At 64.7% G+C, this 25,398-nt stretch carries 23 protein-coding genes; 6 read left to right on the top strand and 17 right to left on the bottom strand.

The features are described 5' to 3' along the window. Positions 1 to 5 precede the first annotated feature (5 nt). From AC1MBU_RS05270 to AC1MBU_RS05245, 6 genes are read right to left on the bottom strand one after another with little or no spacing between them, the layout of a single operon-like run. A complete protein-coding gene (locus tag AC1MBU_RS05270) occupies positions 6 to 1,406 on the bottom strand; it encodes a PfkB family carbohydrate kinase (protein WP_479789101.1) in 1,401 nt (466 codons plus the stop codon). Continuing rightward, positions 1,403 to 2,086, bottom strand: a complete 684-nt coding sequence (locus tag AC1MBU_RS05265; RefSeq protein WP_471672917.1) for a D-sedoheptulose-7-phosphate isomerase — start codon at positions 2,084 to 2,086, stop codon at positions 1,403 to 1,405. The genes AC1MBU_RS05270 and AC1MBU_RS05265 overlap by 4 nt, the downstream gene beginning before the upstream one ends. After that, a complete protein-coding gene (locus tag AC1MBU_RS05260) occupies positions 2,083 to 3,399 on the bottom strand; it encodes a glycosyltransferase (protein ID WP_479789098.1) in 1,317 nt (438 codons plus the stop codon). Before AC1MBU_RS05260 ends, AC1MBU_RS05265 begins: the two co-directional genes overlap by 4 nt. Further along, the gene (locus tag AC1MBU_RS05255) at positions 3,396 to 4,397 is read right to left on the bottom strand and encodes a glycosyltransferase (RefSeq protein ID WP_479789095.1); all 1,002 of its coding nucleotides are present in this window, start codon (positions 4,395 to 4,397) and stop codon (positions 3,396 to 3,398) included. Before AC1MBU_RS05255 ends, AC1MBU_RS05260 begins: the two co-directional genes overlap by 4 nt. Beyond that, positions 4,394 to 5,455, bottom strand: coding sequence for a glycosyltransferase family 9 protein (locus AC1MBU_RS05250; protein ID WP_479789094.1), 1,062 nt, complete (start codon positions 5,453 to 5,455; stop codon positions 4,394 to 4,396). Before AC1MBU_RS05250 ends, AC1MBU_RS05255 begins: the two co-directional genes overlap by 4 nt. Continuing rightward, positions 5,452 to 5,976: a D-glycero-alpha-D-manno-heptose-1,7-bisphosphate 7-phosphatase gene (locus tag AC1MBU_RS05245; protein WP_471672913.1), complete on the bottom strand. Its 525-nt coding sequence runs from the start codon at positions 5,974 to 5,976 to the stop codon at positions 5,452 to 5,454. Before AC1MBU_RS05245 ends, AC1MBU_RS05250 begins: the two co-directional genes overlap by 4 nt. A gap of 119 nt (positions 5,977 to 6,095) precedes the next feature. Here AC1MBU_RS05245 and AC1MBU_RS05240 point away from each other — a divergent pair, with 119 nt between their 5' ends. Then, positions 6,096 to 7,061 (top strand): glycosyltransferase family 9 protein, encoded by a 966-nt coding sequence (locus AC1MBU_RS05240; RefSeq protein WP_479789090.1) that lies wholly within the window; start codon positions 6,096 to 6,098, stop codon positions 7,059 to 7,061. A gap of 6 nt (positions 7,062 to 7,067) precedes the next feature. Here AC1MBU_RS05240 and AC1MBU_RS05235 read toward each other — a convergent pair whose 3' ends face one another. The 11 genes from AC1MBU_RS05235 to glyA all read right to left on the bottom strand — a co-directional run bounded on the left by AC1MBU_RS05235 (position 7,068) and on the right by glyA (position 19,640). Next, positions 7,068 to 7,889, bottom strand: coding sequence for a sigma-70 family RNA polymerase sigma factor (locus tag AC1MBU_RS05235; protein ID WP_479789088.1), 822 nt, complete (start codon positions 7,887 to 7,889; stop codon positions 7,068 to 7,070). A gap of 147 nt (positions 7,890 to 8,036) precedes the next feature. Next, positions 8,037 to 8,486: an SRPBCC family protein gene (locus AC1MBU_RS05230; RefSeq protein ID WP_277358956.1), complete on the bottom strand. Its 450-nt coding sequence runs from the start codon at positions 8,484 to 8,486 to the stop codon at positions 8,037 to 8,039. A gap of 50 nt (positions 8,487 to 8,536) precedes the next feature. After that, positions 8,537 to 10,105 (bottom strand): MDR family MFS transporter, encoded by a 1,569-nt coding sequence (locus AC1MBU_RS05225; protein ID WP_479789084.1) that lies wholly within the window; start codon positions 10,103 to 10,105, stop codon positions 8,537 to 8,539. Beyond that, on the bottom strand, positions 10,102 to 10,725 hold the full coding sequence (locus AC1MBU_RS05220) for a TetR/AcrR family transcriptional regulator (RefSeq protein ID WP_346028687.1): 624 nt from the start codon (positions 10,723 to 10,725) through the stop codon (positions 10,102 to 10,104). Before AC1MBU_RS05220 ends, AC1MBU_RS05225 begins: the two co-directional genes overlap by 4 nt. A 161-nt stretch (positions 10,726 to 10,886) precedes the next feature. Beyond that, positions 10,887 to 11,828, bottom strand: a complete 942-nt coding sequence (purU, locus tag AC1MBU_RS05215; protein ID WP_479789719.1) for a formyltetrahydrofolate deformylase — start codon at positions 11,826 to 11,828, stop codon at positions 10,887 to 10,889. Between the two features lie 4 nt (positions 11,829 to 11,832). Next, positions 11,833 to 13,206: an L-serine ammonia-lyase gene (locus tag AC1MBU_RS05210; protein ID WP_479789080.1), complete on the bottom strand. Its 1,374-nt coding sequence runs from the start codon at positions 13,204 to 13,206 to the stop codon at positions 11,833 to 11,835. Continuing rightward, positions 13,206 to 13,838 carry a sarcosine oxidase subunit gamma gene (locus AC1MBU_RS05205; RefSeq protein WP_346028690.1) on the bottom strand — a complete coding sequence of 211 codons (633 nt, stop codon included), beginning with the start codon at positions 13,836 to 13,838 and terminating at the stop codon, positions 13,206 to 13,208. The genes AC1MBU_RS05210 and AC1MBU_RS05205 overlap by 1 nt, the downstream gene beginning before the upstream one ends. Continuing rightward, positions 13,831 to 16,785, bottom strand: coding sequence for a 2Fe-2S iron-sulfur cluster-binding protein (locus AC1MBU_RS05200; RefSeq protein ID WP_479789076.1), 2,955 nt, complete (start codon positions 16,783 to 16,785; stop codon positions 13,831 to 13,833). Before AC1MBU_RS05200 ends, AC1MBU_RS05205 begins: the two co-directional genes overlap by 8 nt. Beyond that, positions 16,782 to 17,111, bottom strand: coding sequence for a sarcosine oxidase subunit delta (locus tag AC1MBU_RS05195; RefSeq protein WP_471672906.1), 330 nt, complete (start codon positions 17,109 to 17,111; stop codon positions 16,782 to 16,784). Before AC1MBU_RS05195 ends, AC1MBU_RS05200 begins: the two co-directional genes overlap by 4 nt. A gap of 28 nt (positions 17,112 to 17,139) precedes the next feature. After that, complete coding sequence (locus tag AC1MBU_RS05190) at positions 17,140 to 18,360, bottom strand: sarcosine oxidase subunit beta family protein (RefSeq protein ID WP_471672905.1); 1,221 nt, start codon at positions 18,358 to 18,360, stop codon at positions 17,140 to 17,142. Next, positions 18,357 to 19,640, bottom strand: a complete 1,284-nt coding sequence (gene glyA / locus AC1MBU_RS05185; protein WP_428831049.1) for a serine hydroxymethyltransferase — start codon at positions 19,638 to 19,640, stop codon at positions 18,357 to 18,359. The genes AC1MBU_RS05190 and glyA overlap by 4 nt, the downstream gene beginning before the upstream one ends. Before the next feature lie 143 nt (positions 19,641 to 19,783). Between glyA and AC1MBU_RS05180 the strand changes: the two genes are divergently transcribed. The 5 genes from AC1MBU_RS05180 (at position 19,784) to AC1MBU_RS05160 (ending at position 25,375) form a co-directional block, all read left to right on the top strand. Further along, positions 19,784 to 20,458 (top strand): GntR family transcriptional regulator, encoded by a 675-nt coding sequence (locus AC1MBU_RS05180; RefSeq protein WP_471672904.1) that lies wholly within the window; start codon positions 19,784 to 19,786, stop codon positions 20,456 to 20,458. 186 nt (positions 20,459 to 20,644) lie between these two features. Next, on the top strand, positions 20,645 to 21,895 hold the full coding sequence (locus tag AC1MBU_RS05175; protein WP_479789070.1) for a M24 family metallopeptidase: 1,251 nt from the start codon (positions 20,645 to 20,647) through the stop codon (positions 21,893 to 21,895). 88 nt (positions 21,896 to 21,983) lie between these two features. Continuing rightward, positions 21,984 to 22,772, top strand: a complete 789-nt coding sequence (locus AC1MBU_RS05170; protein ID WP_346028696.1) for a creatininase — start codon at positions 21,984 to 21,986, stop codon at positions 22,770 to 22,772. Next, positions 22,769 to 24,484, top strand: coding sequence for a BCCT family transporter (locus AC1MBU_RS05165; protein WP_346028697.1), 1,716 nt, complete (start codon positions 22,769 to 22,771; stop codon positions 24,482 to 24,484). The genes AC1MBU_RS05170 and AC1MBU_RS05165 overlap by 4 nt, the downstream gene beginning before the upstream one ends. Before the next feature lie 96 nt (positions 24,485 to 24,580). Next, entirely contained in the window at positions 24,581 to 25,375 is a 795-nt protein-coding gene (locus AC1MBU_RS05160; protein WP_346028698.1) for an IclR family transcriptional regulator, read from the top strand. Positions 25,376 to 25,398: the final 23 nt, after the last annotated feature.

Below are 25,398 nucleotides of genomic sequence, written 5' to 3'. Positions count from 1 at the left end.
CGGTGCTACCCAACCTCGGCGAGTGCCGCGGCCAGGGAGGTGGTTGATCGTGCAGGTATATAGGGAACAGTGACGGTCTGCCCGCCCCACGAGCGCAGGAGCGCTGATTCGGGCAGCTCCGTTGCTGAGTAGTCGCCGCCCTTGACCCAGATGTCAGGGCGCAGGGCGGCGAGGGCCTCCTGGGGGGTGTCCTCGCCGAAGACGAAGACGGCGTCGACGCACTCGAGGGCTCCGAGCAGTTCCGCGCGGTCGTCCTCGCCCATGATCGGGCGTTGGCTGCCCTTGAGCCGGCGGACGGACTCATCCGAATTCAGGCAGACGATCAGGCAATCCCCCAGGCGCCGCGCCGCGGACAGCGTGCGGGCATGTCCGGCATGCAGCAGGTCGAAGCATCCGCCCGTCGCCACCACCGTGCCGCCGGCTTCCCGGGTTTCGCGGGCAACGCGGAGTGCGTCGACAGCCGGGCCGTGGAGCTGCGTGGGCTCCGGCTCCTCGCCCAGAGCGGAGACGCCGCCACGGCTGAGGAACTCCGCGGCCCGCTGGACTGCGGCCTGCACTGCGTCCTCGAGACCCGCTCCCGCGCCGAGGGCCAACGCCAGCATTGAACAGAACCGGTCGCCGGCTCCGCACGGGTCCGCAGCTCCGATGGCAGGTGCAGGAACCAGATGCGGCAGCTCAGCGCCCTCACCTTGCCTGTGGAGGAGCGCCCCGCGCTCACCCAGCGTCACAATGACCGCTTCGCTCTGCCAACGCCGCACCAGGAGTGCTGCGGCGTCAGCTGCTTCCCGCACCGTGTCTGCCCTGCCGCCCTGTCCCGTGCCCGCCGCTTTGAGCGCTTCGCTGAGGTTCGGCGTCACGGCGGCAACTCCCGGAACCGGATCCGGGCCTGCTGGGTGCGGATCCCACACCACCGGGATGCGGCCAGCAACGCGCTCAAGCAGCTCCCGCAGCTCAACATTGGCGGCCAGCCCGCGCCCGTAATCGGACACCAGTACGACGTCGGCACTTTCCACTGCGCGCAGCATCCCACCGGTCACCGGCGGTACCGGTGCTTCCGCGCACCCTTCATCGAACCGTACGATGGCGTGGCCGCCTGCCCGGATCCTCGTTTTCACCGGCGTGGGGGCGCCGGAGGGTCCGGTGACGAGGGGAATGTCGGTGAGCTCCGCGCGCAGGTGTGCCGCGGCGTCGTCGTCGGACAGGACCGTGACGAGTTCAACTGTTGTTCCCTGCCGGCCCTCCTGCACATCCTGGTGGAGCATGCGGGCCACCAGGCCTGCACCGCCGGCGCGGCGGCGGGCGGCGGCGACGTCAACCACGGGCACCGGAGCATCCGGGCTCAGGCGGCTGGCATCTCCCGACAGGTCGACGTCGAGGAGCACATCGCCCACGACAACGATCTTCATGATCCCTCCCCTGCCCGGCAGCGCCTTACCTCCGAGTCAAACGCCCTGCAGATGGCGTGGAGCGCGATGAGGTGGCCCTCCTGTGCGTTCGCGGATCGCGCCTCCACCGCTACGTAGTCATCGCACACAGCAGTAAGCGGGTTGGGGGCGGGACCGGTGAGCGCCCAGCTCGTGACGCCGATCTTTCGGGCCGCTTCGGCGGCACGCAGCAGATTCGGGCTGTTTCCGCTGGTGCTCAGGAGCATCAGGACGTCGCCCTCCCGGCCGTGGCCCTGCACCTGACGCGCGAACATGTTCTCGTAACCGTAATCATTGGCGATCGCGGTGACCGAGGAGGAATCTGCGTGCAGGGAGATCGCCGAGAACGGTTCGCGGTCACCGTCGAACCTGCCTACCAGCTCTGCGGTGAGGTGCTGCGCTTCCGCCGCCGATCCGCCGTTCCCCGCCGCCAGCAGGCGCTGACCGGCCATGAGCCGCTCGGCGAGGTCCACCCCCCAGTCGGCGAGGTGGGCAGCCGAAGCCATCAGCGACTCCACCGCGGGAAGCACCTGCTGCAGATGTCCCACCACGGCGTCGAAAGCTCCGGATCCGGGAGCCGGCGCCGGAACGTGATGCGGCGGAACGGCGACCAGCGGCTGCCGGCGTCCGGGACGGACTGTGGCCAGGTATTCGGCGCTCATCGTGCGCTCCTTCCTGTGCTTTGTAGACGTGAACTGTGTGCAAGTGCTGCCGCGCTGCCCTGCTGCGCTCCCCGGCGGCCGGACTGGGAATGCCCGTTCGCCTGGTTGAGGGTGAGCTGGTAGGCCTTTTCGGTGTCCGCGGCAATGCGGTCCCAGGAATAGCGGGCGTTGACCCGGGCGAGCCCTGCCCGCCCAAGCTCCCGTGCTGCCTCCGGGTTCTCGATCACCTGGCGGATGGCCTCGGCGAGCGCACCCACGTCCCGCGGCGGCACATGCAGCCCGGTCTGGCCGTCCACCACGGTGTCGATCAGCCCTCCGACGGCTGCAGCGATCACCGGGACGCCGCAGGCCATCGCTTCGAGCGGGACAATGCCGAAGGGCTCATACCAGGGCGCGCAAATCACCGCGTCGGCACTGCGTAGTAGCTCCGGCATCCGCTCGCGGGGCACCTGGCCCTCGAGGACCACCTGGTCCGCAACGCCGAGCTGGGTTGCGAGGGCCAGCAGCCGCTGGGCTTCCGGATCTTCTTCGAGGCGCTTGGCGTCGCCTCCGCCGCCGGCAATGACCAGTTCGACGTCGTGAATCCCGCGGTCCGCCAGCGTCCTCAAGGCGCGGATCGCCAGGTCGACGCCCTTGCGCGGCACCAGCCGCCCGACACTCATGATGCGATGCGTTCGCCGGCGGGCGGCGGCGGGGCCGTCAGCACCGAACAGCGTCAGGTCCACTCCGCACGGCGCCACCGATACGCGGGTGCCGTCGACGCCCATCGCTTTCAGTTCGAACACCTCGTCGGAGCAGGTGGCGATAACCCTATCGGCCTGGCGGCCCACGGAGGGTTCCAGCCAGGCGCGTTCCATCGGGCTGGTGTCTTCCTTCCCCTGATGCCGCCGTTTGACCGTCCCGAGTGCGTGGAAGGTCTGCACCACGGGGACGGCATAGCCCATGTCCTCGCGCCGCGCCGCGTCCAGGGCCGCAAGACCGGACATCCAGAAGTGCCCGTGCACGAGGTCCGGCGGACGTGTTCCCCAGTCCGCTGCAATGCCGTCGGCAAGCGCTCCCATATAGGGCAGCAGCTCATCCTTGGAGATGGCGGCGGGCGGGCCGGCGTCGACATGGACGACTTCAAGTCCAGCGCCGGCCTGTACCCTCTCGGGCAGGTCCTCGCTGTCCCTCCGCGTGTACACCGTGATGGTGTGGCCCCGCCGCGCCAGCGCCAGGGACAGCGCGGCAACGTGCACGTTCTGCCCGCCGGCGTCCACCCCGCCGAGTGCTGCGAGCGGGCTCGCGTGCTCCGACACCATGGAAATCCTCATTGTGGTCTCCTCTCAGAAGCTGCAGGAATGCGCGTGCGTTCCGCTGTCTGGCCCAGAATGTCGTCCCATGCCTGCAGGAACGCCGGCAGTCCGTAGCGAGCAAGTGCTACCTCGCGGGCAACCTGTCCGCGGGCGTGGGCCTCGGAGGGGTCCTCCAGAAGCAACCGGACCGCCGCACACAGCTCATCGACGTCGGTGGAGATTGCCCCTGCCTCCGGTGGAACGGCACGGGCCGCCTCGGTGGTAGCCAGCGCAATGACAGGCATGCCGAGATGCATGGCCTCAAGCAAGGCCAGGCCGAGCGACGTCCACCGCAACGGGTGGACGTACAGTCGGCGCCGCGCGAGTTCTGCGTGCAGCGCCGCCGTCGGCAGGTCCCCGCAGACGGTGAGTTCATCGGTTCCCAGGCCAAGTGCGTTGGGCAGTTCTGCTGTACCCATGCCGAAAACGTCGAGGGGCGCCGCGCGGCTGAACTGCGGAAGGAGGTCAGTACCGGTCACCCGTCCGCGCCGCACCGGCTCGTTCACGACGACGGCGGCGCGCGCCAGTTCTCCGGTGTAGAGCGGTCCCGGGTCCACGATTCCGTGTTCCACCACCACCGCGAGGGCCATCCCGTTGTCCCAGAAGAGCCTGTTGAAATGGGTGACGTGGACAATCGGAATCTCACTCTGCCCGGCCAGCGGGTGCAGCGTCGTCGGGATGTCGCCCTTGGGCGTGTTGTGTTCGAGGAAAACCGCAGGAATGCCGACGCCCGGCCGGCATCCGAGCAGCCGCTCGACAGCCTCGAGCTCCTCGAGCCGCTGCAGGATCACCATGTCCGGCTCAGCTTCCCGCAGGTCCTCCGGCGCCACTTCCCGGACGGAGCCGGGCCAGTGGCGGCCGGCGCGGCCGAGTCCCCATGCACCTCCCTCGGGGGTGGTGGGCAGCAGGTACTCGTGAGAGCCGCGCACGAAGGCGTCGGTCCAGCCGCCGTGAACGTGCCACAGCAGTATTTTCATACGTTCCTCGTTTCTCTTCTGCTGGCCAGCGACGGCACGCCGGAGAGCAGCCGCATCAGCGCGGCGAAGGCTTCCTCGGGACTGACATTGGCGAGGCAGGGGTGACCGGGAACCGGACAGTCGCGGGCCCGGGTCAGCTTGCAGGGTGCGTTCTGCTCCCCCAGCAGCTCTACCGGCACCCGGTACGGAGCCCACCGGACGGCCGGCACAACCGGCGAGAACAGGCTCACCACGGGGGTGCCAACGGCCGCAGCCAGATGAGCCGGACCGGTATTTCCGACGACGACAGCCCCGGCTCCCGCCAGCACGCCCGCCATGGTCAACAGGTCAGTCTGCCCGCCAAGGTCAATGCCGTCCGGGCCGGCCACCGTGGCCGTCAGTTCGCGCTCGCTGTTTCCTCCGGTGACCACCACGCGGTAGCCGGCGCCGGTCAGCAGCTCCGCGAGCGCCGCATGGTGCAGCGGCGGCCAGGTGCGGGCGGGCACAGCTGCGCCGGGGTGCAGCACAATATAAGGTTCGTTTCCCACCAGGTGGGTCACATCGGGGACGTCGCGCACGGAAAGCCGGCCGTCGTCGTCGTCGGGCAGGTGGTGGCCTGCGGCAGCGGCAATCCGCAGCGCTCGCTCAGCCTCCGGCTGGTCCTCGGGGAAGTCCTCACCGGGCTTCAGCCGGACGTCCAGGAGGCTGCCCGCGTAGTCGACGGATGCACCGGTAATCCGCTGCACACCGGCCAGGCGCAGCAGCATCGCCAGCGGCAGTGGCGACTGATGGAACGAGGTCAGGATGACGGCCTCCGTGATGCCCGCCGCCGTCACAGCCTCCTGCAGGACATTCAGGTGCTCGTGCGTGACCTCAGGCGCCGGCGCCGTGATCCAGGGACAGTCCCAGACAAGAACGTCGGAAACTCCCGGGAGCAGCCGTGCGCCCGCTGCACCCTGTGGACCGCACACCATGACGACGCCGGCAGGCTGGCTCGCGGCGACCGCCCGGACCGCCGGCCCTGCCAGGAGAACATCGCCCACGCTGTCCAGCCGGGCAACGAGGGTGCGGCCGCTCATGCGCTGCCCCGCAGGAGAGTGACCGCTTCGGCGAGGGTGCCCGCAACGAGCGGTGCGGCGTCGATTTCTTCCTGCCGGGTGACCGGCGTGGGAACCAGCACGCCGGTGGCTCCCGCGGCGGCGGCCGCCTCGACGTCCGACCCGATGTCTCCGATGAAGGCAACTTCCGAAGGGTGCAGTCCCAGCCTTTCGCAGGCGCGCAGGATCATGCCGGGTGCCGGCTTGCGGCAGGTGCAGCCGTCGTCGGGTCCGTGAGGGCACAGTTCCCAGAGATCGAACGGGCCAAGAACGGTTTCGACGCGCTCGTTGACTGCGTCCACCTGAGCCGCTGTCAGCAGACCGCGGGCAATGCCGGACTGGTTGGTGAGCACACCCAGCGGCACTCCGGCGGCGCGAAGGCCGTCCAGCGCTTCCTGCGCTCCGGGCATCGCGACAACCTGCTCGGGATCACCGTTGTACGGCACATCAACCACGATGGTGCCGTCCCTGTCGAGGAGAACGGCTTTGGGCTCGCTTCTCATACAGGCACAGTTCCCTCCGAAGCACGAACCTAAACACTTCTCACCGGAGAAGTTCTTCCCGCGGGTCGGGACTCCTCTACCGCGTCGGGCCGACCCGGCTTTCTGGCAGGATGAAGATCATGCTGCCTGACACCGCCGTGGAAGCACTTGAGCCGGATGGACGCCCCGAGGTGCTGGCGCTTCGTGCACTGAAACTGGGAGACCTGCTGGTCGCGGTGCCCGCTCTGCGCGGGCTGCGGCGAGCCTTCCCGGATCACCGCATCCTGTACGCCGCGCAGTCCTGGCTCGAACCGATCGTCGGGCTCACCGATGCAGTGGACGCGCTGCTGCCCACCCACGGGCTCGATGAGCCGCTGGCGTTGCGCCCGGGCAGGGTGGAGGTCGCGGTGAACCTCCACGGGAACGGTCCCGAAAGCCGCGGGAGGCTCGAGGCGCTGGAAGCAACACGCCGGATCGGGCATCAAGCACCCGGCTGGTCCGGCCCCGAATGGGAGGACGGTGTCCATGAGAGGTATCGGTGGGCGCACCTGGTGAGTGCGCACGGCATCGAGGCAGACCCGCTGGACTATCTCCTCCGGCCGCCAGCTGTCGAAAGCCCGGCACCGGGCGCGGTTGTCATCCACGTCGGCGCGGCCTATGGGAGCCGGCTCTGGCCGGTCAAGCGGTTTGCCGACGTCGCCCGTTCCCTGTCGGATGCAGGGCACCTGGTGCTGTTGACCGGCAGCGCGGCTGAGCGTGCCCGGGCGGAGGCAGTGGCGCAGACGGCCGGGCTTCCGGACGAGCAGGTAGTGGCCGGCCGGTTGGGGTTGCTCGAGTTCGCCGCGTTGATTGCTTCAGCTGAGCTGGTCATCTCGGCGGACACGGGCGCAGCGCACCTCGCCTCGGCGTACGCGCGGCCGTCGGTGGTGCTGTTCGGTCCTGCCCCGGTAGCGGAATGGGGCCCACCGCCGGGTCCGCACCTTGTGCTCACGGACGAGTCGGTGCGCCGCGGCGAAACGTTCGCCACTGACCCGGATCCTGCGATTCTGGCGGTCACCCCGGAAGACGTTCTGCGTGCCGCAGCGGAGCTGGGTATCCGGAGCTAGACCGGCTCAGGCAATACTGGTAGCCCGGTCCGGTCCCGTTATCTTCAGAACGGGAGAGGGGTCTGCGCGGTGAGGACCGGCGTCGTCGAGAAGGCGTTTTTGCAGCTTCACGAGAGTCCGGGCAAGAAGACGTGAGACCTGCATCTGGGTCATCCCCAGCCGGCGGCCAATTCGGTCCTGAGTTTCCTCATGGAAATACCGCCGGTACAGCAGCTCCTTCTCCCGCGCAGAGAGTTCGTGAACCACAGCACGCAGGGCGAGCACGTCGTCGGTATGGGCGAACGGGTCATCCTCGGCAGGCAGAATCTCCGCCCAGCCCGGTCCCTCCGCGGACGTGTCAAGGGACTCGGGCCGCTGGCTTCCTCCACAGCTCAGGGCTTCGGCCACTGTTGCCGGATCCTTCTCGAGGTGTTTGGACAGTTCGGTGAGGGAGGGCTCCCTGCCCAGGTGCTGGGCAAGCTCCGAGTCAGCCTTGGCGGCTGTCGACTTCAGGTCCTGGAGTTCCCGCGGCGGGCGGACCATCCAGCAGCAATCCCGCAGGTAGCGCTTGACTTCTCCCCGGATGGTCGGCACCGCATAGGCTGCGAAGTCGATGCCCAGCTCCGGGTCGAAGCGCTTGGCCGCCTTCATCAGGCCCAGATAGGCAACCTGGCAGACGTCGGCGGCGTCGTTGGCAAACGGAGAAAATCCGCGCGCGATTGCTTCAGCAAGATGGAGGTGCTCAAGTGCAATCTCCTCCTGCATTGCACTCTGCAGCCTGCTATTCCCTCGGCGGTTCGCCGGAACGTTGCGGGAGCTGACACTCCGGGGGCGGGCGGCTGTGCGCATGCTTTCACCTCTTGTCGAAGAGCTGGGGCAGTTCTTCTACAGAAGAACATAAGCATGCTGACTACCGCAATGTATTTATCAGATCGTTATCTTAAAAATCTTCTCATCGTTTCTCCGCTGCGGTATTGACTACTTCTCCTTGAGCCCCTATGCGCGGGGACCTGCGGTGACGTACCGCTCGAGGTTCTCAAGCGTGCGTTCGATCGATTCCGGGTGGGCCCTCGTGAATCCCAGCAACCTGAGCACGGGCTTGCCGGGAACAGCGCGGGCGTCCCATTCCTCCGCAACCAACGTGCCGCCGTCGTGCTCCTGAAGGGTGTAGCGCCAGATATGGCGGGCAAAGTGCCGCCAGGCAATCCGCTTGCCCTCCTCGAATTCGACAACCGTGTTGAGGATTTTGTAGGGCGTCCCGATCTTCATGTCCATTCCGAAGCGGGCGCCCGGAGAGAGCCGCTCCGGGCCGTTGGGCTGAACACCTGTGACGGTGCCTGAGCCGTCAATCACGCTGTGCAACGCGGGCGTGGCGAGCACGTCGAAGATAGCGGAAGCAGGGGCGGGGATGAAGCGCTCTCGGCGGATCAGGTAAGGGGTAGCCATGTGTTCATTCTGCCCGACGCCGCCCTCGCGAAACGCCCGGACGCGTCGGGCTAACGCGAGAGCTGCTCTACCGGCTCAGGCGGGAGGCCGGCGTCTCGCTCCACCTTTGTGTCCCGCTCGATGACCGTTGACAGCGCCTTCTCGTGGACAAACGCGAGGAGTACTGCGGCGATCACACCGAGCGGTGCCATGTAGAGGAACAGCGGGGTCAGTGCGTCGTTGTAGGACTGGATGATCGGGGACTGCAGGGCGGCGGGCAGTGCGCTGACCAGCTCGGGAGTGAGCGACTTCGCTCCTCCTTCCAGCGCAGCGCCACCCGCGGGGAGCCGCTCCCGCAGCAACTCCCCCACCCGCGCGGTGAAGAGGCTGCCCACCACCGCCGAACCCAGGGTTGCACCGATCTGGCGAAAGTAGTTGTTAGAGGCCGTCGCCGTGCCCACCACGCGGTTCGGGAACGTGTTCTGGACGATCAGCACCAGAATCTGCATGCTCAGGCCCAGCCCGGCACCCATGATGGCGATGTACACGCAGATCATCCAGACCGGCGTGGTCGGACTGATGGTTGAGAGCAGCAGCAGCGCCACAGCGACACCGAGCGATCCGACAATCGGCATCCACTTGTAGCGGCCGGTCTTGCTGACGAGAATTCCAGAGCCTGTGGAGGTCAGGATGAGCGCACCCATCATCGGGATCATGAGCAGGCCTGCGTTGGTGGCACTGGCGCCGGTCACCATCTGCAGATAGGTGGGCAGGTAGCCGATGGCGCCGAACATCGTGACACCGATCAACAGGCCGCCTGAGGTGGTGAGGACAAAGTTCCGCTCCCGGAACAGGCTCATTGGCAGGATCGGCTCCTTTGCCCGCCGCTCCACAGCGACGAACATCAGTCCCGTCACGACAGCGAGGGCAAACAGTCCAAGGATCGGCGCGGACAACCACGGATACTCGGTGCCGCCCCAGGTGCCCACAAGCACCAGCGACGTCGTTGCAATAGCGAGCAGCACCATCCCCGCGATATCCACGTGTGGATGCACCCGCTCGCGCGCGGGCAGGTGCAGGAAGAACAGCACTACAACGATGGCCAAAACACCCAGCGGCATGTTGATCCAGAACATCCACCGCCAGCCCGGACCTTCGGTGAACCAGCCGCCCAGCAGCGGGCCGGCCACTGATGCGAAGGCAAACACGCCTCCCATGGCACCCATATACTTGCCGCGCTCCCGGGCAGGAACGACGTCGGCAATGATGGCCTGGGAGAGGATCATCAGCCCACCGCCGCCGAGACCCTGAACCGCGCGTCCGACGATGAGCCATTCCATGTTCGGCGCAAGCCCGCCAACGATCGATCCCGCCATGAAGATTGCAATGGCAAAGAGCAGCAGGCTTTTACGGCCGATGAGGTCACCGAGCTTGCCGTAGATGGGCATCACGATGGTCGCAGCCAGGATGTATGCGGTGATGACCCAGAGCATCTGGTCCACTCCGTTGAGCTCACCGACAATCGTGGGCAGCGCAGTGCTGAGGATCATCTGGTTCAGGGCGGCGAGCAGCATGGAGAGCATCAGGCCGACAAAGAGCAGGAGCAGCCCTGATTCCTTGCGTGGGACGGTAGTGGTCATCGAATTTCCTCAAGAACTTCCCGAAGCAGCGCGGTGGCGCCGGCAAGAGCGGAGAACTGGTTGTCAATCGTGGGTGAATCGGCGGTTTGCTGGAACGCGTAGCGCATGGGGGCTCCAGCCACGAGGACAATCATGCGCGCCACGTCTTCAGCGGAATTTCGGCTCAGCGCGGCCTGCCAGCGACCGGAATCAGTCAGCGAGGCGGCAACGACGTCACGCACCAGCTGCTCCACGCGCACGAAGTAGGCGTATCGGCGCTGGCGCAGGAACGGATATGCGGTGAGCACGTCGATGCGGCGGCTTGCCTCCCTTTCGCCGCCCTCGGTGGAGTGCACCACAGCCATCAGCAGCCGCGAAACCTGCTCCAACAGGTCATGCCCGGGAGACAAGTCTGCGATCAGCTCTTCGTCGATCCTCGGTTCCTGCAGCCCCAGAATCGCGTCTTCCTTGGTGCTGAAGTAGTTGAAGAACGTCCGTGGCGACACGCTGGCGCTGGCAGCGATCTGCTCGACTGTGACCGCCTCCGGTCCACGTTCGAGCGTGAGGCGCGCTGCGGCGTCGTGCAGTGCGGTCCAGGTCTCGGTGCGCTTGCGTTCACGCAGCGAAATTAGTTGACTCACCGAACTATTGTGGCATAGGAAGGAATTCTGCACAACTGCAACGTTGCAGTACTGCAAACCCAAGAACCCCGCAGGAGGGAGCAGACAACCGTGGAATTCAACACTCCAAGCGTTGTCTATCTGCGCACCCGGCGGGGCTCTATAGCGACGACGACGGCGCGCTACCGGAGCAGGACCGTCCGGTTGTCGCGCAGGATCACGCGGCCTTCACAGTGCCACTTCACGGCATTGGACAGCGCCCTGCACTCGGTGTCCCGCCCGGCGGCCACTAATTCCTCCGGGCCGTAGGTGTGATCGACCTCCATCACCTGCTGCGAAATGATCGGACCCTCGTCCAGCTCACTATCCACGTAGTGTGCCGTAGCTCCGACGGTTTTGACTCCGCGCTCGTACGCCTGATGGTACGGTTTGGCCCCCTTGAAACTGGGAAGGAACGAATGGTGGATGTTGATGGTGCGTCCGGTCAGCCGGGTGGCCAGTTCGTCGCTGAGTACCTGCATATAGCGAGCGAGGACCACCAGTTCAGCGTCGAGCTCGTCGACGAGTTCAAGCAGCCTCGCTTCTGCGGCCGGCTTGGTCTCGCGCGTCACCGGGATATGAAAGAACGGGATTTTGTGCCACTCCACCAGCGCCTCGTGGTCCCGGTGGTTGGACACCACCGCAACGATCTCGATAGGCAGTTCCCCGCTTGCCGCCCGGAAAAGCAGGTCGATGAGGCAGTGGCCGAACTTGGAGACCATAATCAGGACCCGCCGCTTTGCACCGTGCCGATGAAGCTCCCACCGCATTCCGAAACGTTCGGCCAACGGCGCAAAATCAGCCCGGAACCGCTCCTCCGCCTCTTCTGCGGCGGGCGTTTCTCCCTCGATGCCGACGCCGGCGTCAGCTTCAACGCGGCGCGCGACATGGAGGCGCATAAAAAAGTGCCCACGGCACCGGTCCCCGAACTGCTGGTTGTCCACGATGTCGTAGCCGTGTTCCAACAGGAACCCAGTCACGGCATGCACAATTCCCGGTGCTTCTGCACAGTCGAGGGTCAGCACGTGCTCGATAGTCGTTCGCGCCTCAACAGCGGGCGCCTGGAGGGGGCTCGTCAGCTTCATCATTTCAGCACTCCGTCACATTCACGGCGAGACCGCCGCGGGAGGTTTCCTTGTACTTGGATTTCATGTCGGCTCCGGTATCCCGCATGGTTTTGATGGCCTGATCGAGCGACACAATGTGCCCGGCGTCCCCGCTTAGCGCCAGGCGCGCAGAGTTGATGGCCTTGATGCTGGCGATGGCGTTCCGCTCGATGCAGGGCACCTGCACCAGCCCGCCCACAGGGTCGCAGGTGAGCCCGAGGTTGTGCTCGATCCCCATTTCAGCAGCCTTCTCAACCTGCTCCGGGGAGCCGCCCAGTACCTCACAGAGAGCGCCGGCGGCCATTGAACAAGCGGAGCCCACCTCACCCTGGCAACCGACCTCCGCGCCAGAGATCGAGGCATTTTCCTTGAACAGTATCCCGATCGCCGCCGCCGTGAGCAGGAAGCGGATGACGCCGTCGTCGTCGGCCCCTGGCACAAATTTCATGTAATAGTGCAATACCGCAGGGACAATTCCCGCGGCTCCATTGGTGGGCGCGGTGACGATGCGCCCACCCGCCGCATTTTCCTCGTTGACGGCGAGCGCAAAGAGGTTCACCCAACCCATGGCACGCAGTGGATCATTCTCGTCCGCAGCCTCGGTCAGCTCCCGCAGCAGCTGCGGCGCACGACGCCGGACCTTCAGTCCCCCGGGAAGGGTTCCGTCAGTGCTACAGCCGTTTGTCACGCACTCCTGCATGACGGACCAGATGTGCAGGAGCCGGTTCCTCAGTTCCTCCTCGCTGCGCCAGACCAGCTCATTGGCTGCCATCACACCGCTGATGCTCTTGCCCGTCCGCGCGCATTGCTTCAGGAGTTCCGCTCCCGTTGTGAAGGGGTACGGCAACACCGTGTCATCGGAACTGATCCGGTCAGCACCGGCGGCGGCTTCGTCCACGACGAAGCCGCCGCCCACGGAGTAATACGTCCGCTCAACCAGCGTGCCGCCGTCGTTTGCAAGCGCCCGGAAGGTCATGCCGTTCGGGTGGTGTGGCAGAGATTTTCGGCGATGCAGCACCAGGTCCTCGGAGCCCGCGAACTCGATCGGACGGTTTCCGGCCAAAGAGAGCTTTCCTTCAGCAAGTACCGTGTCGACCTTGTGCCCGGCGGTGCCGGTATCCACCGTTTCCGGGTCCTCTCCCAACAAGCCGAGCACCACCGCGCGGTCCGATCCGTGGCCCCGCCCGGTGGCTCCAAGAGAGCCGAACAGTTGGACGCTGACCCGGTGGGTGGCCTCCAGCCTGCCTTCTGCACAGAGCGAATCCGTAAACCGCTTGGCGGCCCGCATCGGTCCAACCGTGTGGGATGAGGAAGGACCGATACCGATCGAGAAGAGATCGAGCACGCTCAGCGCCATCAGGGAACCTCAGGCGAGGCGAACTCCGCCATGGCGTCCAGAAGCCAGCGTGCAACGTATTCGGCGAAAGATGCGCGGGGCATGATGCGGTACGTAGTCTCGTCCAGTTGCCACAGCAGCACCGGAACCGGGCCCAGCAGTGTTGACACCGCTGTGCCGGGCTTGAACACCCGAGGGTGCAGGTCGAGAGGACAGCCCTTCTCCAACACTTTGCGGGCCGACGGACCGCTGAGTTCCAGGGTGGTGCGGTTGGCGGAGAGGTCAACGACGGCGCCCGGTGCATCTCCCAGCGCCGTTGCGAGTTCCTTTCCAACGTCGGAGCCATCGGGTGCCACCAGCAGGAACTCATCCGGTCCCTGCCAGAAGATGGCTGTTCCATCCGGACTGCCGCTGACCTGGCCGCAGCGCGCCGGCAGCGGGGCGCCGACAGCTGTGGCCAGCGCCTCCCCTGCTTCGGAGGCGGGGTCTGCGCGCAGTCCCACCATGGTGAGGAACCTGACCTCGTGAAGTTCAGCGCCCTGGTTGGTTCCCGCCCGCAGCCTCTCTTCGAGGTGAGCGAGCGGACTCCGGCGCAGCTGCTCCGTGCCTTCCCGTGTGTCCAGCGGTGATGTGATGATTACCTGCTCAGCCATCGCGACGGCTCCCTTCGGCGTCGTACAGTACGGTTTCTCCAACGGTGACCTCGACCAGCTGCCCGTTCACCGGGGCAATGAGTGTTTCGCCGATGCGGTTCCGGCCATTCTTGATCAGCGCCAGCCCGAAGGACCTGCCCAGTGCGGCGCTGTGGTAGCTCGAGGTAACGTGCCCTTCCATCGGGACCGGGCCGTAGGCCGGATTGATGGAGCGGCCCTTCTCCACCAACTGCGTACCTTCGGGCAGGCGAATGGTTCCATCCACCGGCAGGACGCTCACCATGTGCTTACGGTCCAGACGGCTGCTGTCCAGCCGCGCGTAGGAGCGCTTGCCGATGAAGTCTTTGGCCTTGGAGACGATCCACTCCATGCCGGCGTCCTGCGGAGTGACGGTGCCGTCAGTATCCTGGCCGACAATTGGGTAGCCCTTCTCCGCACGCAGTACGTGCATGGTCTCGGTGCCGTACGGTGTGATGCCGAACTCCGCACCTGCCTCGGCAACCGACTCCCACACGTGCAACCCATACCAGGACGCCACGTTGATTTCGTAAGCAAGCTCGCCTGAGAAGGAGATCCGGCAGATCCGCGCAGAAACTCCCGATTCGAGCAGAACTTCCCGGAATGTCATAAATGGGAACGCGTCGTTGGAGACATCAAGTTCCGGTGCCAGGCGGGCAATCACCTCCCTCGATTTAGGCCCGACGACGGCGACCGTGGAATATTGCTCGGTCACCGAAGTGAACACCACATCGAGTTCCGGCCATTCAGTTTGCGACCACTCCTCCAGCCAGTCCAGTACTTTCGCGGCGCCACCGGTCGTAGTGGTGAGGAAGTAGCGGTCCTCGTCCAGGCGGAGGTTGACGCCGTCGTCGAAGATCATGCCGTCCGGGGTGCACATCACGCCGTAGCGGGCAGAACCGGGAGCCAATTTCTTGAAGGCGTTGGTGTAGATACGGTTGAGGAATTCTCCCGCGTCCTTTCCCCGGACTTCGATTTTCCCGAGGGTGGTTGCATCCATGAAGCCGACGCTGTCGCGTACAGCCGCGCATTCGCGCAGCACCGCCGTGTCCATGTCCTCACCCGGCTGTGGGTAGTACCAGGGACGCTTCCACTGGCCCACGTCCTCGAACTTGGCGCCGTGGGCAAGGTGCCAGGAGTGGATCGAGGTGATGCGAGCGGGATCGAACAGCTCACCGCGCTCCCGTCCGGCGAGCGCCGCAAAGGCAACCGGGGCGTAGGGCGCGCGGAAGGTGGTGGTGCCGATCTCACCAAGGCTCGTGCCGCCGTCGTTCCCGTTCAATGCAGCGGCGATGACGCCGATCGCATTGACGCCGGAGGTCTTGCCCTGGTCGTTGGCCGTGCTGATGGAGGTGTACCGCTTGATGTGCTCCACGCTGCGCAGTCCGGCACCGGTTGCCCGAAGCACGTCGGCCACCGACTGGTCGCGCTGGAGGTCGACGAAGTGCTCGTCCCAGCCCTCGCCGTCGGGAGCGGGAGCAAGCCACAGCGGGCGGGTGATTCCGTGCGCACGCGGCGCTTCGGCGAGCAGGGAGCCGGCCGTCACGCCGTCGTCGCTCACGAAACCGGCGTTGAAGGCCGCAATAGCGCCGGCGGACAGGCCCTCGGCAACACAGTCGTACAACTGGTAGGTGCCGCGGGCAGCTCCGATGACCTGTTGCGCTTCCACCTCGGCGGCGGGTACGAAAGCGACCAGATCCTCGTCCCAGCGCAGCTTTCCCTGCCGCTGGCTATGGAGATGGACCACGGGGCTGAAGCCGCCGGAGATGGCGAGGAGGTCGCAGTCGATGCTCTCTGCTTCGCCGGTCAGCGCGCCGTCGTCGATCGCACTGACGGTCACCGAGGTGATGCGGCCCTCAGCTGCGGAAATACCGCTGTCCCGGGCCTCGGTGTCGATGACGGCACTGCCCGCAATGACGCGAATGCCTGCTGCCGCAGCCTCTTCTGCGGCAGCACCCGGGTCCTGCCGGGTGTCCACAATTGCAGTCACGGTGACACCTTCGGCTGCGAGGTCCCGGGCAACGACATAGACGCTGTCATTGGTGGTTGCCAGTACTATGTTGCGGCCGGCGAGCACGGCATACCTGTTGAGGTACGTGCGCACCGCGGACGCAAGCATGATGCCTGGTCGGTCGTTATTCCGAAACACCAGCGGTCGTTCGTGAGCGCCGGTTGCCAGCACAACCTGGGCCGCCCGAATATGCCAGACGCGCTGGCGTGAGACACCTGCCGGCGCCGGACCAGCCAGATGGTCCGTGCGGTTCTGGACGGCGATAAGGTAATTGCCGTCATAGCTGCCAAAAACACTGGTCCTGTTGAGCACCGTGGTTTCGGGGGCGGCGTCCAACTCGGCGACGACGGTCTGGACCCACTCACGGGCAGGTACGCCATCAATGGTTTCGACGATCGGGTCCGGACCGTCGCCGCGCGAGCCGGACAGGACTGAGCCGCCCGGCTCCGGCTGGTCGTCCAGAAGGATGACGCGGGCGCCGGTCGCTGCCGCGGCGCGTGCCGCCGCCAGACCAGCCGGCCCCCCACCGACGACTGCAACGTCGGTGTGGACGTATTTCTTGTCGTAGACGGCGTCGTCGGGGGTGGGATCGAGTTTGCCCCTCCCGGACAAGTAACTCGCGCGGAGCCCGTCGACAAGTTCCACCGTGGTGGCGGTAAGCATCGATTCGGCAGTGCCGCCGTCGTCTGCGGCTTCAACCCGAAGCAGGGCGTTGGGTTCCTCAACCCCGGCGCTGACGATTCCGCGCGGGCGCCCAAGGTAGAGCGAGGGCGCAGCCGCGATCCGGCCATTGGCGAGAAGCGCGGATGCCACGGTATCGCCGGGGTGTCCGGTGAGCTCCTCACCATCGACGGTGAAGCGCAGCAGGCGGGAGCGGTCAATATGTCCGCCGGAGGGCAGACGGTGGAACTGTGTCATCGGGGTCCTCCCGTTGGTCCGAAGGCGGGCGCACCGGACGGTGTGAGGGTGCTGGTGTCGGGGCGCGGCTGTCCCATCCGGTAGACGGAGAGCACCTCATAGGTGACGGTGTCCCGCAGCACGTTGAACCAGCGGCGGCACCCAGTGCTGTGCACCCAACGCTCCGCCGAGATTCCCTTCGGGTTCTCCCTGTAAAAGAGGTAACGCGCCCACTCCTCGTCGCTGAGGTCGGACGGAATCTCGGGGTAGGCAACATGGGCCTGGCCGCCATAGTGGTATTCGTTCTCGTCCCTGGCTCCGCACCAGGGGCAGTTGATCAGTAGCATGACTGTCCTTTGTTTTCGTGGAGTCGGTTCAGTGCGCTACGGCGGCGGCGCCGTGCTCATCGATAAGAGCGCCGGAGACGAAGCGGTCCAGCGCAAACGGTGCGTTCAGTTCGTGCGGTTCGCCGGTGGCGATGGTGTGTGCGAAAGCCCAGCCGGCGCCCGGCGTCCCCTTGAAACCGCCGGTTCCCCAGCCACAGTTGACGTACATATTGTCGACTGGCGTCTTGCCCACGATGGGCGAGGCATCGAGTGTGACATCCACGATCCCGCCCCACGTGCGCAGTACATGCGCACGGGCGAAGATCGGAAAGAGTTCGACGGCGGCCGCCATCTGTTCCTCGATCACGTGGAAGGATCCGCGCTGGCCATAGCCGCTGTAGGAGTCAACCCCTGCGCCCATTACCAGTTCACCCTTGTGCGCCTGTGAAACGTAGACGTGGACGTGGTTGGACATGACGACTGTAGGGTGAACCGGTTCATGAAGCTCCGAAACCAGCGCCTGTAGCGGGTGGGACTGGATCGGCAGATCGAAACCTGCGAGTTTCGCCAAAACACTGCTGTGGCCTGCAGCGGCGAGCCCTACAGCTCCGGTGTTGATCCGGCCGCGGTTCGTCTCCACGCCGACCACCCGGTTGCCGTCCTTAATGAAGCCGGTAACCTCGCAGTTCTGGATGATGTCCACCCCCAATTCGTCGCACTTGCGGGCGAAGGCCCACGCCACGTGGTCGTGTTTCGCGATGCCTGCGCGCGGTTGATAGGTGGCCCCCAGGACTGGATACCGGATGTTGTCGGAGATGTTCAGGATGGGGCAGAGTTCCTTGACCTGCTGCGGATCCAACCATTCGGCGTCCACACCGTTGAGCTGGTTGGCGTTGACGCGGCGCATGCTCTCACGGACGTCGCCCAGCGTATGGGCGAGATTCATCACGCCGCGCTGGCTGAACAGGAAGTCGTACTCCAATTCTTCCGGCAGCCGCTCCCACAGTTTGAGTGAGTGCTCGTAAATCGCCGCACTTTCATCCCACAGGTAGTTGGACCGGATGATCGTCGTGTTGCGAGCCATGTTGCCTCCGGCCAGCCAACCACGTTCGAGTACGGCGATGTTGGTCATGCCGTGGTTTTTGGCCAGGAAGTACGCCGTTGCCAGTCCGTGTCCACCGCCGCCGACAATCACGGCGTCGTAGGAGGATTTGGGCTCAGGGTTGTGCCAAAGGAACTCCGGGTGCTCCGGCAGCAGGTCGGCGCTCACGACAGGTCTCCGTTCAGGTTCGGGTAGAGCGGGAACTTCTCGGCGAGGACAGCTACGCGGCCCTGCAGTTCCGCTTCCAGTTCCTCGGTCAGCTCGAGGGTCAGGGCTGCAGCGATGATGTCTGCCACCTCGTTGAATTCGCCGGCACCGAAGCCCCGGGTCGCCAGAGCGGGTGTGCCAATCCGCAGCCCCGAGGAGACCATGGGCGGGCGCGGGTCGAACGGGACGGCGTTCCGGTTGACCGTGATCCCGATGCGGTGCAGCCGGTCCTCAGCCTGCTGCCCATCCAGCTCGGAGTTGCGCAGGTCAACAAGAACCAGATGGACGTCGGTCCCACCGGTGACCACCGAGATGCCGGCGCGAGCCACCTCGTCCTCCATCAAGCGCCCGGCGAGCGCCTTCGCGCCTTCGAGGGTACGCAGCTGGCGTTCCCGGAACTCCTGGGTTGCGGCCATTCTGAAAGCAACTGCTTTGGCCGCGATAACGTGTTGCAGAGGACCGCCCTGTTGCCCGGGGAAGACTGCACTGTTGATCTTCTTTGCATACTCGGAGCGGCTGAGAATGACGCCTCCGCGCGGACCGCCGAGCGTTTTGTGGGTGGTGGTGGTAACCACGTCGGCGTAGGGCACAGGACTGGGGTGGAGGCCCGCCGCGACCAATCCGGCGAAGTGAGCCATGTCGACCATGAGGTAGGCACCCACCAGATCGGCGATGCGACGGAAGTCCGCGAAGTCCAGCTGGCGTGAGTAGGCGGACCAACCGGTGATGATCATTTTTGGCCGGTGCTCGAGCGCCAATGCCTCGACCTGCGCCATGTCCACACGGTGGTCGTCCTCCCGGACATGGTAGGGCACGACGTTGTACAGCTTGCCGGAGAAGTTGATCTTCATACCGTGGGTGAGGTGGCCGCCGTGCGCAAGGTTGAGGCCGAGGATGGTGTCACCGGGCTGCAACAGTGCAAACATGGCGGCGGCGTTGGCCTGTGCTCCTGAATGCGGCTGCACATTGGCAGCTTCAGCCCCGAAAAGCTCCTTCACCCGGTCGATGGCGAGCTGTTCGATCACATCGACGTGTTCGCAGCCGCCGTAGTAGCGCTTGCCCGGATAACCTTCGGCGTACTTGTTGGTGAGGACTGAGCCCTGCGCCTCCATCACTGCCGTGGGAGCGAAATTTTCGGAGGCGATCATTTCGAGCGTCGACTGCTGGCGCTCCAGTTCGCGATCAATTGCGGCTGCGATCTCAGGATCCGCCGCAGCCAACGTAGTAGACAGGTTCGTCACGATTGGCCCTTCCTTGAAGCTAGAAGACTAATGTGGGACTGATATATCAGTGATGAGCTAAATGGTATGCTGTAGATCACACAGCGTCAACAAGCTTCGTGATGAGAGTGCGGCGCACCTGCCGGGGAAGGGAAACACAACCCATGAGCGTGACCGAGGCATACACAGAGGCAACTGCGGAGCACCTGTCGCTTGCGGAGCGCGCCTATCAGGAACTCCGGGACCGGCTGATCATGCTTGACATCCGCCCCGGTGAACCGATCAACGATGGGCAGCTTGCGGCCCAACTGGGAATCGGACGCACCCCCGTTCGAGAGGCGCTCAAGCGGCTGGAAACGGACCACATGGTGATCTCCTACCCGCGTAGGGGCACCTTCGCCACGATTGTGGACATCACTGCCCTGGCGGATGTTTCCGAGCTCCGCCGCGTCCTTGAACCGTTAGCCGCCCGCAAGGCGGCACTTGGTGCCAACTCCCGCTCGCGGCAAGAGCTGTTCGCCTTGGCGGATGAAATCCAGCGCCTCGATGAGGCCGGCCCGGGCAACACTTCGGACCTGATGCGGTATGACCTGAATGTCCATCGGATCATCTATCGCACAGCCGGAAACCCGCACCTTGAAGACACCCTGATCCGACTGGACAACCTTGCCACGCGGATCTGGTGCCTGGTCCTGGACAAGGTCCCGACCGTCGCTGGGCACGTCTCGGAACACGTCGAGCTTCTTAGGTCTATCGGCAACGGCGACGCGGATCAGGCGTCGGAACTTGCCCTGGAGCACATCACCAGTTTTGAGAAGACAATCCGCACAGTCCTGTAAAGCCGTAGGCGATGGGCCGCTTCCGCCTAGCCGGCCGGTGATTGTTACGGGTCCTCGCACCCGGCAAAAGAAATACCTTGACCGTGACCCACGGCACATCTACTCTGATGCAACAACGTTGCGCAGAATGCAACGCTTCCTATGCCTTACCGGAACTTTCGTTATACCCATTTCAAAGGAGAAATCATGACGCTGAGCCCTTCTATCCTCAACGTTTCCGACCTCGAACGTCTGAAGGTTCTACACAACGGAACCAAGCAGCCCCTCACCTTCCCGGACGCTGAGTTCGAACGCCGCTTGGCCGGCCTGCGCCAGATTATGACCGCAAAAGAGCTCGACGCCGTCATCCTCACCAGCTACCACGGCATCAAGTACTACTCGGACTTCCTATACACGACGTTCGGCCGTAACTACGCACTGGTTGTCACCGCCGATGACTCGGTTACGGTGACCGCCAACATCGATGCCGGCATGCCGTGGCGCACCAGTTACGGCGAGAACATCGTCTACACGGACTGGAAGCGGGACAACTTCTACTTCGGTCTGCAGGAAGCCCTGCGCGAGCGTGGAGTCAGCGCCCGGCGTATCGGCGTCGAGGATGATGCGCTGCCGCTGATGACCCGCCAGCGCATTCAGGCCGCTTTCGACGGCGCCGAACTGCTGGACGTTTCCCAAGACGCGATGCGCCAGCGCATGATCAAGTCGGCCGAGGAAATCGAGGTCATTAAGCACGGTGCCCGGATCGGTGACCTGGGCGGCGAAGCCATCAAGGCCGCAATCCGCGAGGGCATCAGCGAATACGAGGTCGCGCTGATCGGCACCGAAGCCATGGTGCACGAGATCGCACGCACCTTCCCGCACCGCGAAGTACGCGACACCTGGGTGTGGTTCCAGTCCGGCATCAATACCGACGGCGCCCACAACTGGGCGACCACCCGCCAGCTGCAGCGCGGCGACATCCTGTCGCTGAACTGCTTCCCGATGACCTCCGGCTACTACACCGCCCTGGAGCGCACCCTGTTCCTCGGTCAGCCGGACGACCGCAGCCTGGAACTGTGGAACATCAACGTCGAGGTGCACCGCCGCGGGCTCGAACTCATCAAGCCCGGCGCCGTGTGCAAGGACATCGCCGCCGAGCTCAATGAGATCTTCATCAGCCATGGACTGCTCGCCAACCGCACGTTCGGGTACGGCCACTCGTTCGGCGTCCTCTCCCACTACTACGGGCGTGAAGCGGGCCTTGAGCTCCGCGAGGACATCGACACCATCCTCGAACCCGGCATGGTTGTCTCCATGGAGCCCATGATCACCGTGGCTGACGGCGAACCAGGTGCCGGCGGGTACCGCGAACACGACATCCTTGTGGTTGGCGAAGACGGGGCCGAAAACATCACCAAGTTCGGCTTCGGCCCCGAGCACAACATCATCGACGCGTAAGCCGGTGATGACGGCGGCGGCGCCCCCTTTCCGGCGTCGGCGCCGCCGCCAGACCCTCCACCTTTTGCCAACTAGCAGGAGAACGCACATGGCGCGCACCAGCGTGTATATGGAAGAACTCGACGCTTTTACCTACTCCGAAAAGATCAGCGCCGAGGATGGAATCGTCCTCATCCCCGCGGGCGCGATCGAGCAGCATGGACCACATATGCCGCTGAACGTTGATGTTCTGCTCTCCCGTGCGATGGCCGGGGCCGTCGCCGAGCAGATTGGTGCGATTGTGGCTGCGCCCATCATGTACGGCTACAAGTCACAGCAGCGCTCGGGCGGCGGCAACCACCTACCCGGAACCACCAGCCTCGACGGCGCCACTGTTGCCGCCATCGCCAAGTCACTCACCCTTGAGCTGGCACGCCATGGAGCGCGCCGGATCGTTTTCGTGAACGGCCACTTCGAGAACTACCAGTTCCTCTACGAAGGCGTGGACCTTGCCATCCGGGAGCTGCAGCTGGCCGGCATGGACGACCGCCGGGTCATGCTGCTCTCCTACTGGGACTTCATTGACGACACAACAATCAGCGAACTCTACCCGGAAGGTTTCGGCGGTTGGGATGTCGAGCACGGCGGTGTGCTGGAGACGTCCCTGATGCTGCACCTCTACCCCGAACGGGTCGACATGGGAAAGGTCGAGGATTTTTCCCCTGCCGTCCTGCCTAATTACGACCTGCTACCAGTCCGTCCCGAGCTCACTCCCGGCTCCGGATGTCTATCCTCCGCCGCAAACGCCTCTGCGGGCAAGGGAGAAATCCTACTGAAAAGGGCATCGAGCAGCATGGCTGACGCGATTTCCCATGAGTTCAAAGGCGATCAACGATGATCACTAACAAGCAAGCGGCTGCAACCACGGTGCCCAACGAGGACGCACCACTGGGAATGGGGGAGGCGGTGGAGACACCGGTTCAGAAGAAGCGGAGGGCGGTTGACGATACAGCGATCAAGTGGCTGGCGGCGGTTCTCGTGGTAGCCATCCTTGTCGGAACCATCGCCGCCCCCGACGCGGCGGCCGGAGCCATCGGTGCCGCCCGCACCTTCGTCACCGAATACTTCACCTGGTTCTTCGTGCTCTTCTCTGTTCTCGCCCTGGCGGTCTGCGCCTGGCTCGCATTCGGCCGTTACGGCCGGATTCGGCTGGGCGGCGCAGGCGCCAAGCCGGACTACAGCAAGTTCGCCTGGTACTCGATGCTCTTCGCATGCGGCCAGGGCATCGGGCTGATCTTCTGGTCCGTTGCCGAACCGATCATGCTCAAGGAGGAGAGCCCGCTGTTCACCGGTGTCGACGCCGGTGTGGCCCAGGATGGTTCCATGGCGTGGTCCTACTTCCACTGGGGGCTGACTGCATGGGCGATGTACTGCATCGTCGCGATCTGCCTCGCCTACTCGCACTACAACCTCGGCAAGAAGTTGACCTTCCGGGACGCCGTCGTTGACTTCTTCCCGGTGAAATCCCGGCGCAGCATCGGCGTCGCGGTCGAGGTCCTCGCCATCCTAGCCTGCGTGCTGGGCCTGGCCACCTCGTTCGGGTTCGCCACTCTCCAGTTCACCTTCGGTCTCACCTCCTTCACCCCCATCACCGGCGGGATGCCCGTGTGGATCGCCGTCGTGGTGGTTTTCGCTACCCTTACCGCCGTCTCCGTCTACTTCGGCATCAGCAAAGGCATGAAGCGCATCAGCGAGCTGAACTCAATTCTCAGCATCGTGCTGGTCGGCGCGGTCCTGCTCTTCGGCCCTGCGGTCTACCTGCTGTCCTCCGTGCTGCAGACCTTCGGCGTATACTTCCAGAACTTTCTGGCAATGAGTCTGTGGTCGGAGTCCGACGTCGCGGGCGCCGGCATCGGCAGCTGGCAGGACAGCTGGAATGGATGGTGGACCGTCTTCATCTGGTGCTGGGTCATCGCATTCTCCGCCTTCGTTGGCCCGTTCATCGCCCGGATTTCGCGGGGCAGGACCATCCGCGAGTTCGTCATTGGAGTCACGGTCATCCCATCCGTCATCGTGATGCTGTGGATCGGCGTACTCGGCGGCGCAGCGCACTTTTATGACAATGCCAGCGCCGGCGCCATTTCAGGACAGATCGCCGAAAGTACCGAGAGCGGGCTCTTTGCGATGCTCGACTTCGTGCCAGTCGTCGGCACGATTCTGATGGTTGTATCAACCATTCTGGTGGCCACGTACTACATCACATCGCTGGACTCGGGAGTCCACGCGCTTTCGGGGTTCGTCTCCTCGGCCAAGAGCCCCAGCAAGTGGTTCCGCGTGCTGCTGGTGGGGGCAATTGCGGCGGTCACCGTAGCGCTCCTGGTCCTTGGCGGGGTCTCAGTCATCGGGACGGTCCAGACCGGCACGATCATCGGCGCCTTCCCACTGGCGTTCATCCTGATCATCATGGTCATCAACTTCATCAAGCGCCTCCGGAGCGGCGGGACCATGACGGCACCTCTTGCTCCACCGGCCCTCGGGATCTCCCAGAACGAGAAGGAATCACCGACACCCGAGCTGGTGGCTTCAGACCGCGGTGCACATTTGAACTAATACCCCAACCGTTCCTGCCGGCGGCGTCACCCAGACGGGTGGCGCCGCCGGCGTTTCATGCCGAACAGGCCGTGATAGGGAATGATGAAAGACACTATGACAGCGCAACCAGAATCCAGGGACAGCAAAGGCGCCTCAGTCATCTCTAATGTGATCGACGTGCTGCGTTGCTTCAGCATCGAAGAACCACTGCAGGGAGTAACAGAGATCGCGGTACAGGTGGGCCTGCACAAGAGTACGGTCTCACGAATCCTCGCGACGCTCGAAAACGAGAACATCGTCGAACGCGACCCGCTCTCCCGCCGTTTCCGCCTCGGACTGGGGATCATCACGCTCGCCGGTCCGCTCCTCGCGGATCTGGATGCCAGGAAAGTCGCGCATCCGGTACTCGATGATCTGAGCCGGCAAACCGGCGAAACTTCTGCCCTGGTGCTGTGGAACGGCACGGAGTCGATCACTGTGGAGCAAGTGGTCAGCAGGAACAATGTTAAACACACCTCCCCCCTCGGCACCAGCTACAGCACCGCACTGAGCGCCAGCGTTCAGGTCTTCCTCGCCCTGGAGGAAGAGGACCGTGTGCGGCAGCTTCTCGGCAGCGGGACAATTCAGCACCCCTCCCCCGACAGCGAGCAACTGGGCGCGTATCTCACCCGGCTCCGGGACGTGCGCAGCCTCGGCTATGCAGTCAACTTCGGTGAAACGTCGGTGGAGGAAGTTGGCATCGCCGTGCCGGTTCGGGACCACCGCGGGGATGTGGCTGCGGCCGTGCTCATCTCAGCTCCGCGGTTTCGCGTGAACGAGCAGCAACTCGACACCCTCGTGGCGGCCTGTGTCCTGGCAGCGAAGGACATCACCCACAGGCTCGGCGGCCGCGCATCCTCTTCCCGCTGAAACGAGCAATCACCATCCAACGA

The organism is Arthrobacter sp. PTI12 (assembly GCF_056679915.1).
Note: the sequence above shows the minus strand (reverse complement) of the source record. Positions and strands in the feature narration are given on the sequence as shown.

Coding starts and splice junctions, on each gene's coding strand:
- AC1MBU_RS05240 (WP_479789090.1), top strand. CDS start 6,096: ATGCTGCCTGACACCGCCGTGGAAGCACTTGAGCCGGATGGACGCCCC.
- AC1MBU_RS05270 (WP_479789101.1), bottom strand. CDS start 1,406: ATGAAGATCGTTGTCGTGGGCGATGTGCTCCTCGACGTCGACCTGTCG.
- AC1MBU_RS05165 (WP_346028697.1), top strand. CDS start 22,769: ATGATCACTAACAAGCAAGCGGCTGCAACCACGGTGCCCAACGAGGAC.
- AC1MBU_RS05265 (WP_471672917.1), bottom strand. CDS start 2,086: ATGAGCGCCGAATACCTGGCCACAGTCCGTCCCGGACGCCGGCAGCCG.
- AC1MBU_RS05210 (WP_479789080.1), bottom strand. CDS start 13,206: ATGGCGCTGAGCGTGCTCGATCTCTTCTCGATCGGTATCGGTCCTTCC.
- AC1MBU_RS05200 (WP_479789076.1), bottom strand. CDS start 16,785: ATGACACAGTTCCACCGTCTGCCCTCCGGCGGACATATTGACCGCTCC.
- AC1MBU_RS05180 (WP_471672904.1), top strand. CDS start 19,784: ATGAGCGTGACCGAGGCATACACAGAGGCAACTGCGGAGCACCTGTCG.
- AC1MBU_RS05255 (WP_479789095.1), bottom strand. CDS start 4,397: ATGAAAATACTGCTGTGGCACGTTCACGGCGGCTGGACCGACGCCTTC.
- AC1MBU_RS05235 (WP_479789088.1), bottom strand. CDS start 7,889: ATGCGCACAGCCGCCCGCCCCCGGAGTGTCAGCTCCCGCAACGTTCCG.
- AC1MBU_RS05160 (WP_346028698.1), top strand. CDS start 24,581: ATGACAGCGCAACCAGAATCCAGGGACAGCAAAGGCGCCTCAGTCATC.
- AC1MBU_RS05250 (WP_479789094.1), bottom strand. CDS start 5,455: ATGAGCGGCCGCACCCTCGTTGCCCGGCTGGACAGCGTGGGCGATGTT.
- AC1MBU_RS05175 (WP_479789070.1), top strand. CDS start 20,645: ATGACGCTGAGCCCTTCTATCCTCAACGTTTCCGACCTCGAACGTCTG.
- AC1MBU_RS05245 (WP_471672913.1), bottom strand. CDS start 5,976: ATGAGAAGCGAGCCCAAAGCCGTTCTCCTCGACAGGGACGGCACCATC.
- purU (WP_479789719.1), bottom strand. CDS start 11,828: ATGAAGCTGACGAGCCCCCTCCAGGCGCCCGCTGTTGAGGCGCGAACG.
- AC1MBU_RS05170 (WP_346028696.1), top strand. CDS start 21,984: ATGGCGCGCACCAGCGTGTATATGGAAGAACTCGACGCTTTTACCTAC.
- AC1MBU_RS05230 (WP_277358956.1), bottom strand. CDS start 8,486: ATGGCTACCCCTTACCTGATCCGCCGAGAGCGCTTCATCCCCGCCCCT.
- AC1MBU_RS05195 (WP_471672906.1), bottom strand. CDS start 17,111: ATGCTACTGATCAACTGCCCCTGGTGCGGAGCCAGGGACGAGAACGAA.
- AC1MBU_RS05260 (WP_479789098.1), bottom strand. CDS start 3,399: ATGAGGATTTCCATGGTGTCGGAGCACGCGAGCCCGCTCGCAGCACTC.
- AC1MBU_RS05205 (WP_346028690.1), bottom strand. CDS start 13,838: ATGGCTGAGCAGGTAATCATCACATCACCGCTGGACACACGGGAAGGC.
- AC1MBU_RS05225 (WP_479789084.1), bottom strand. CDS start 10,105: ATGACCACTACCGTCCCACGCAAGGAATCAGGGCTGCTCCTGCTCTTT.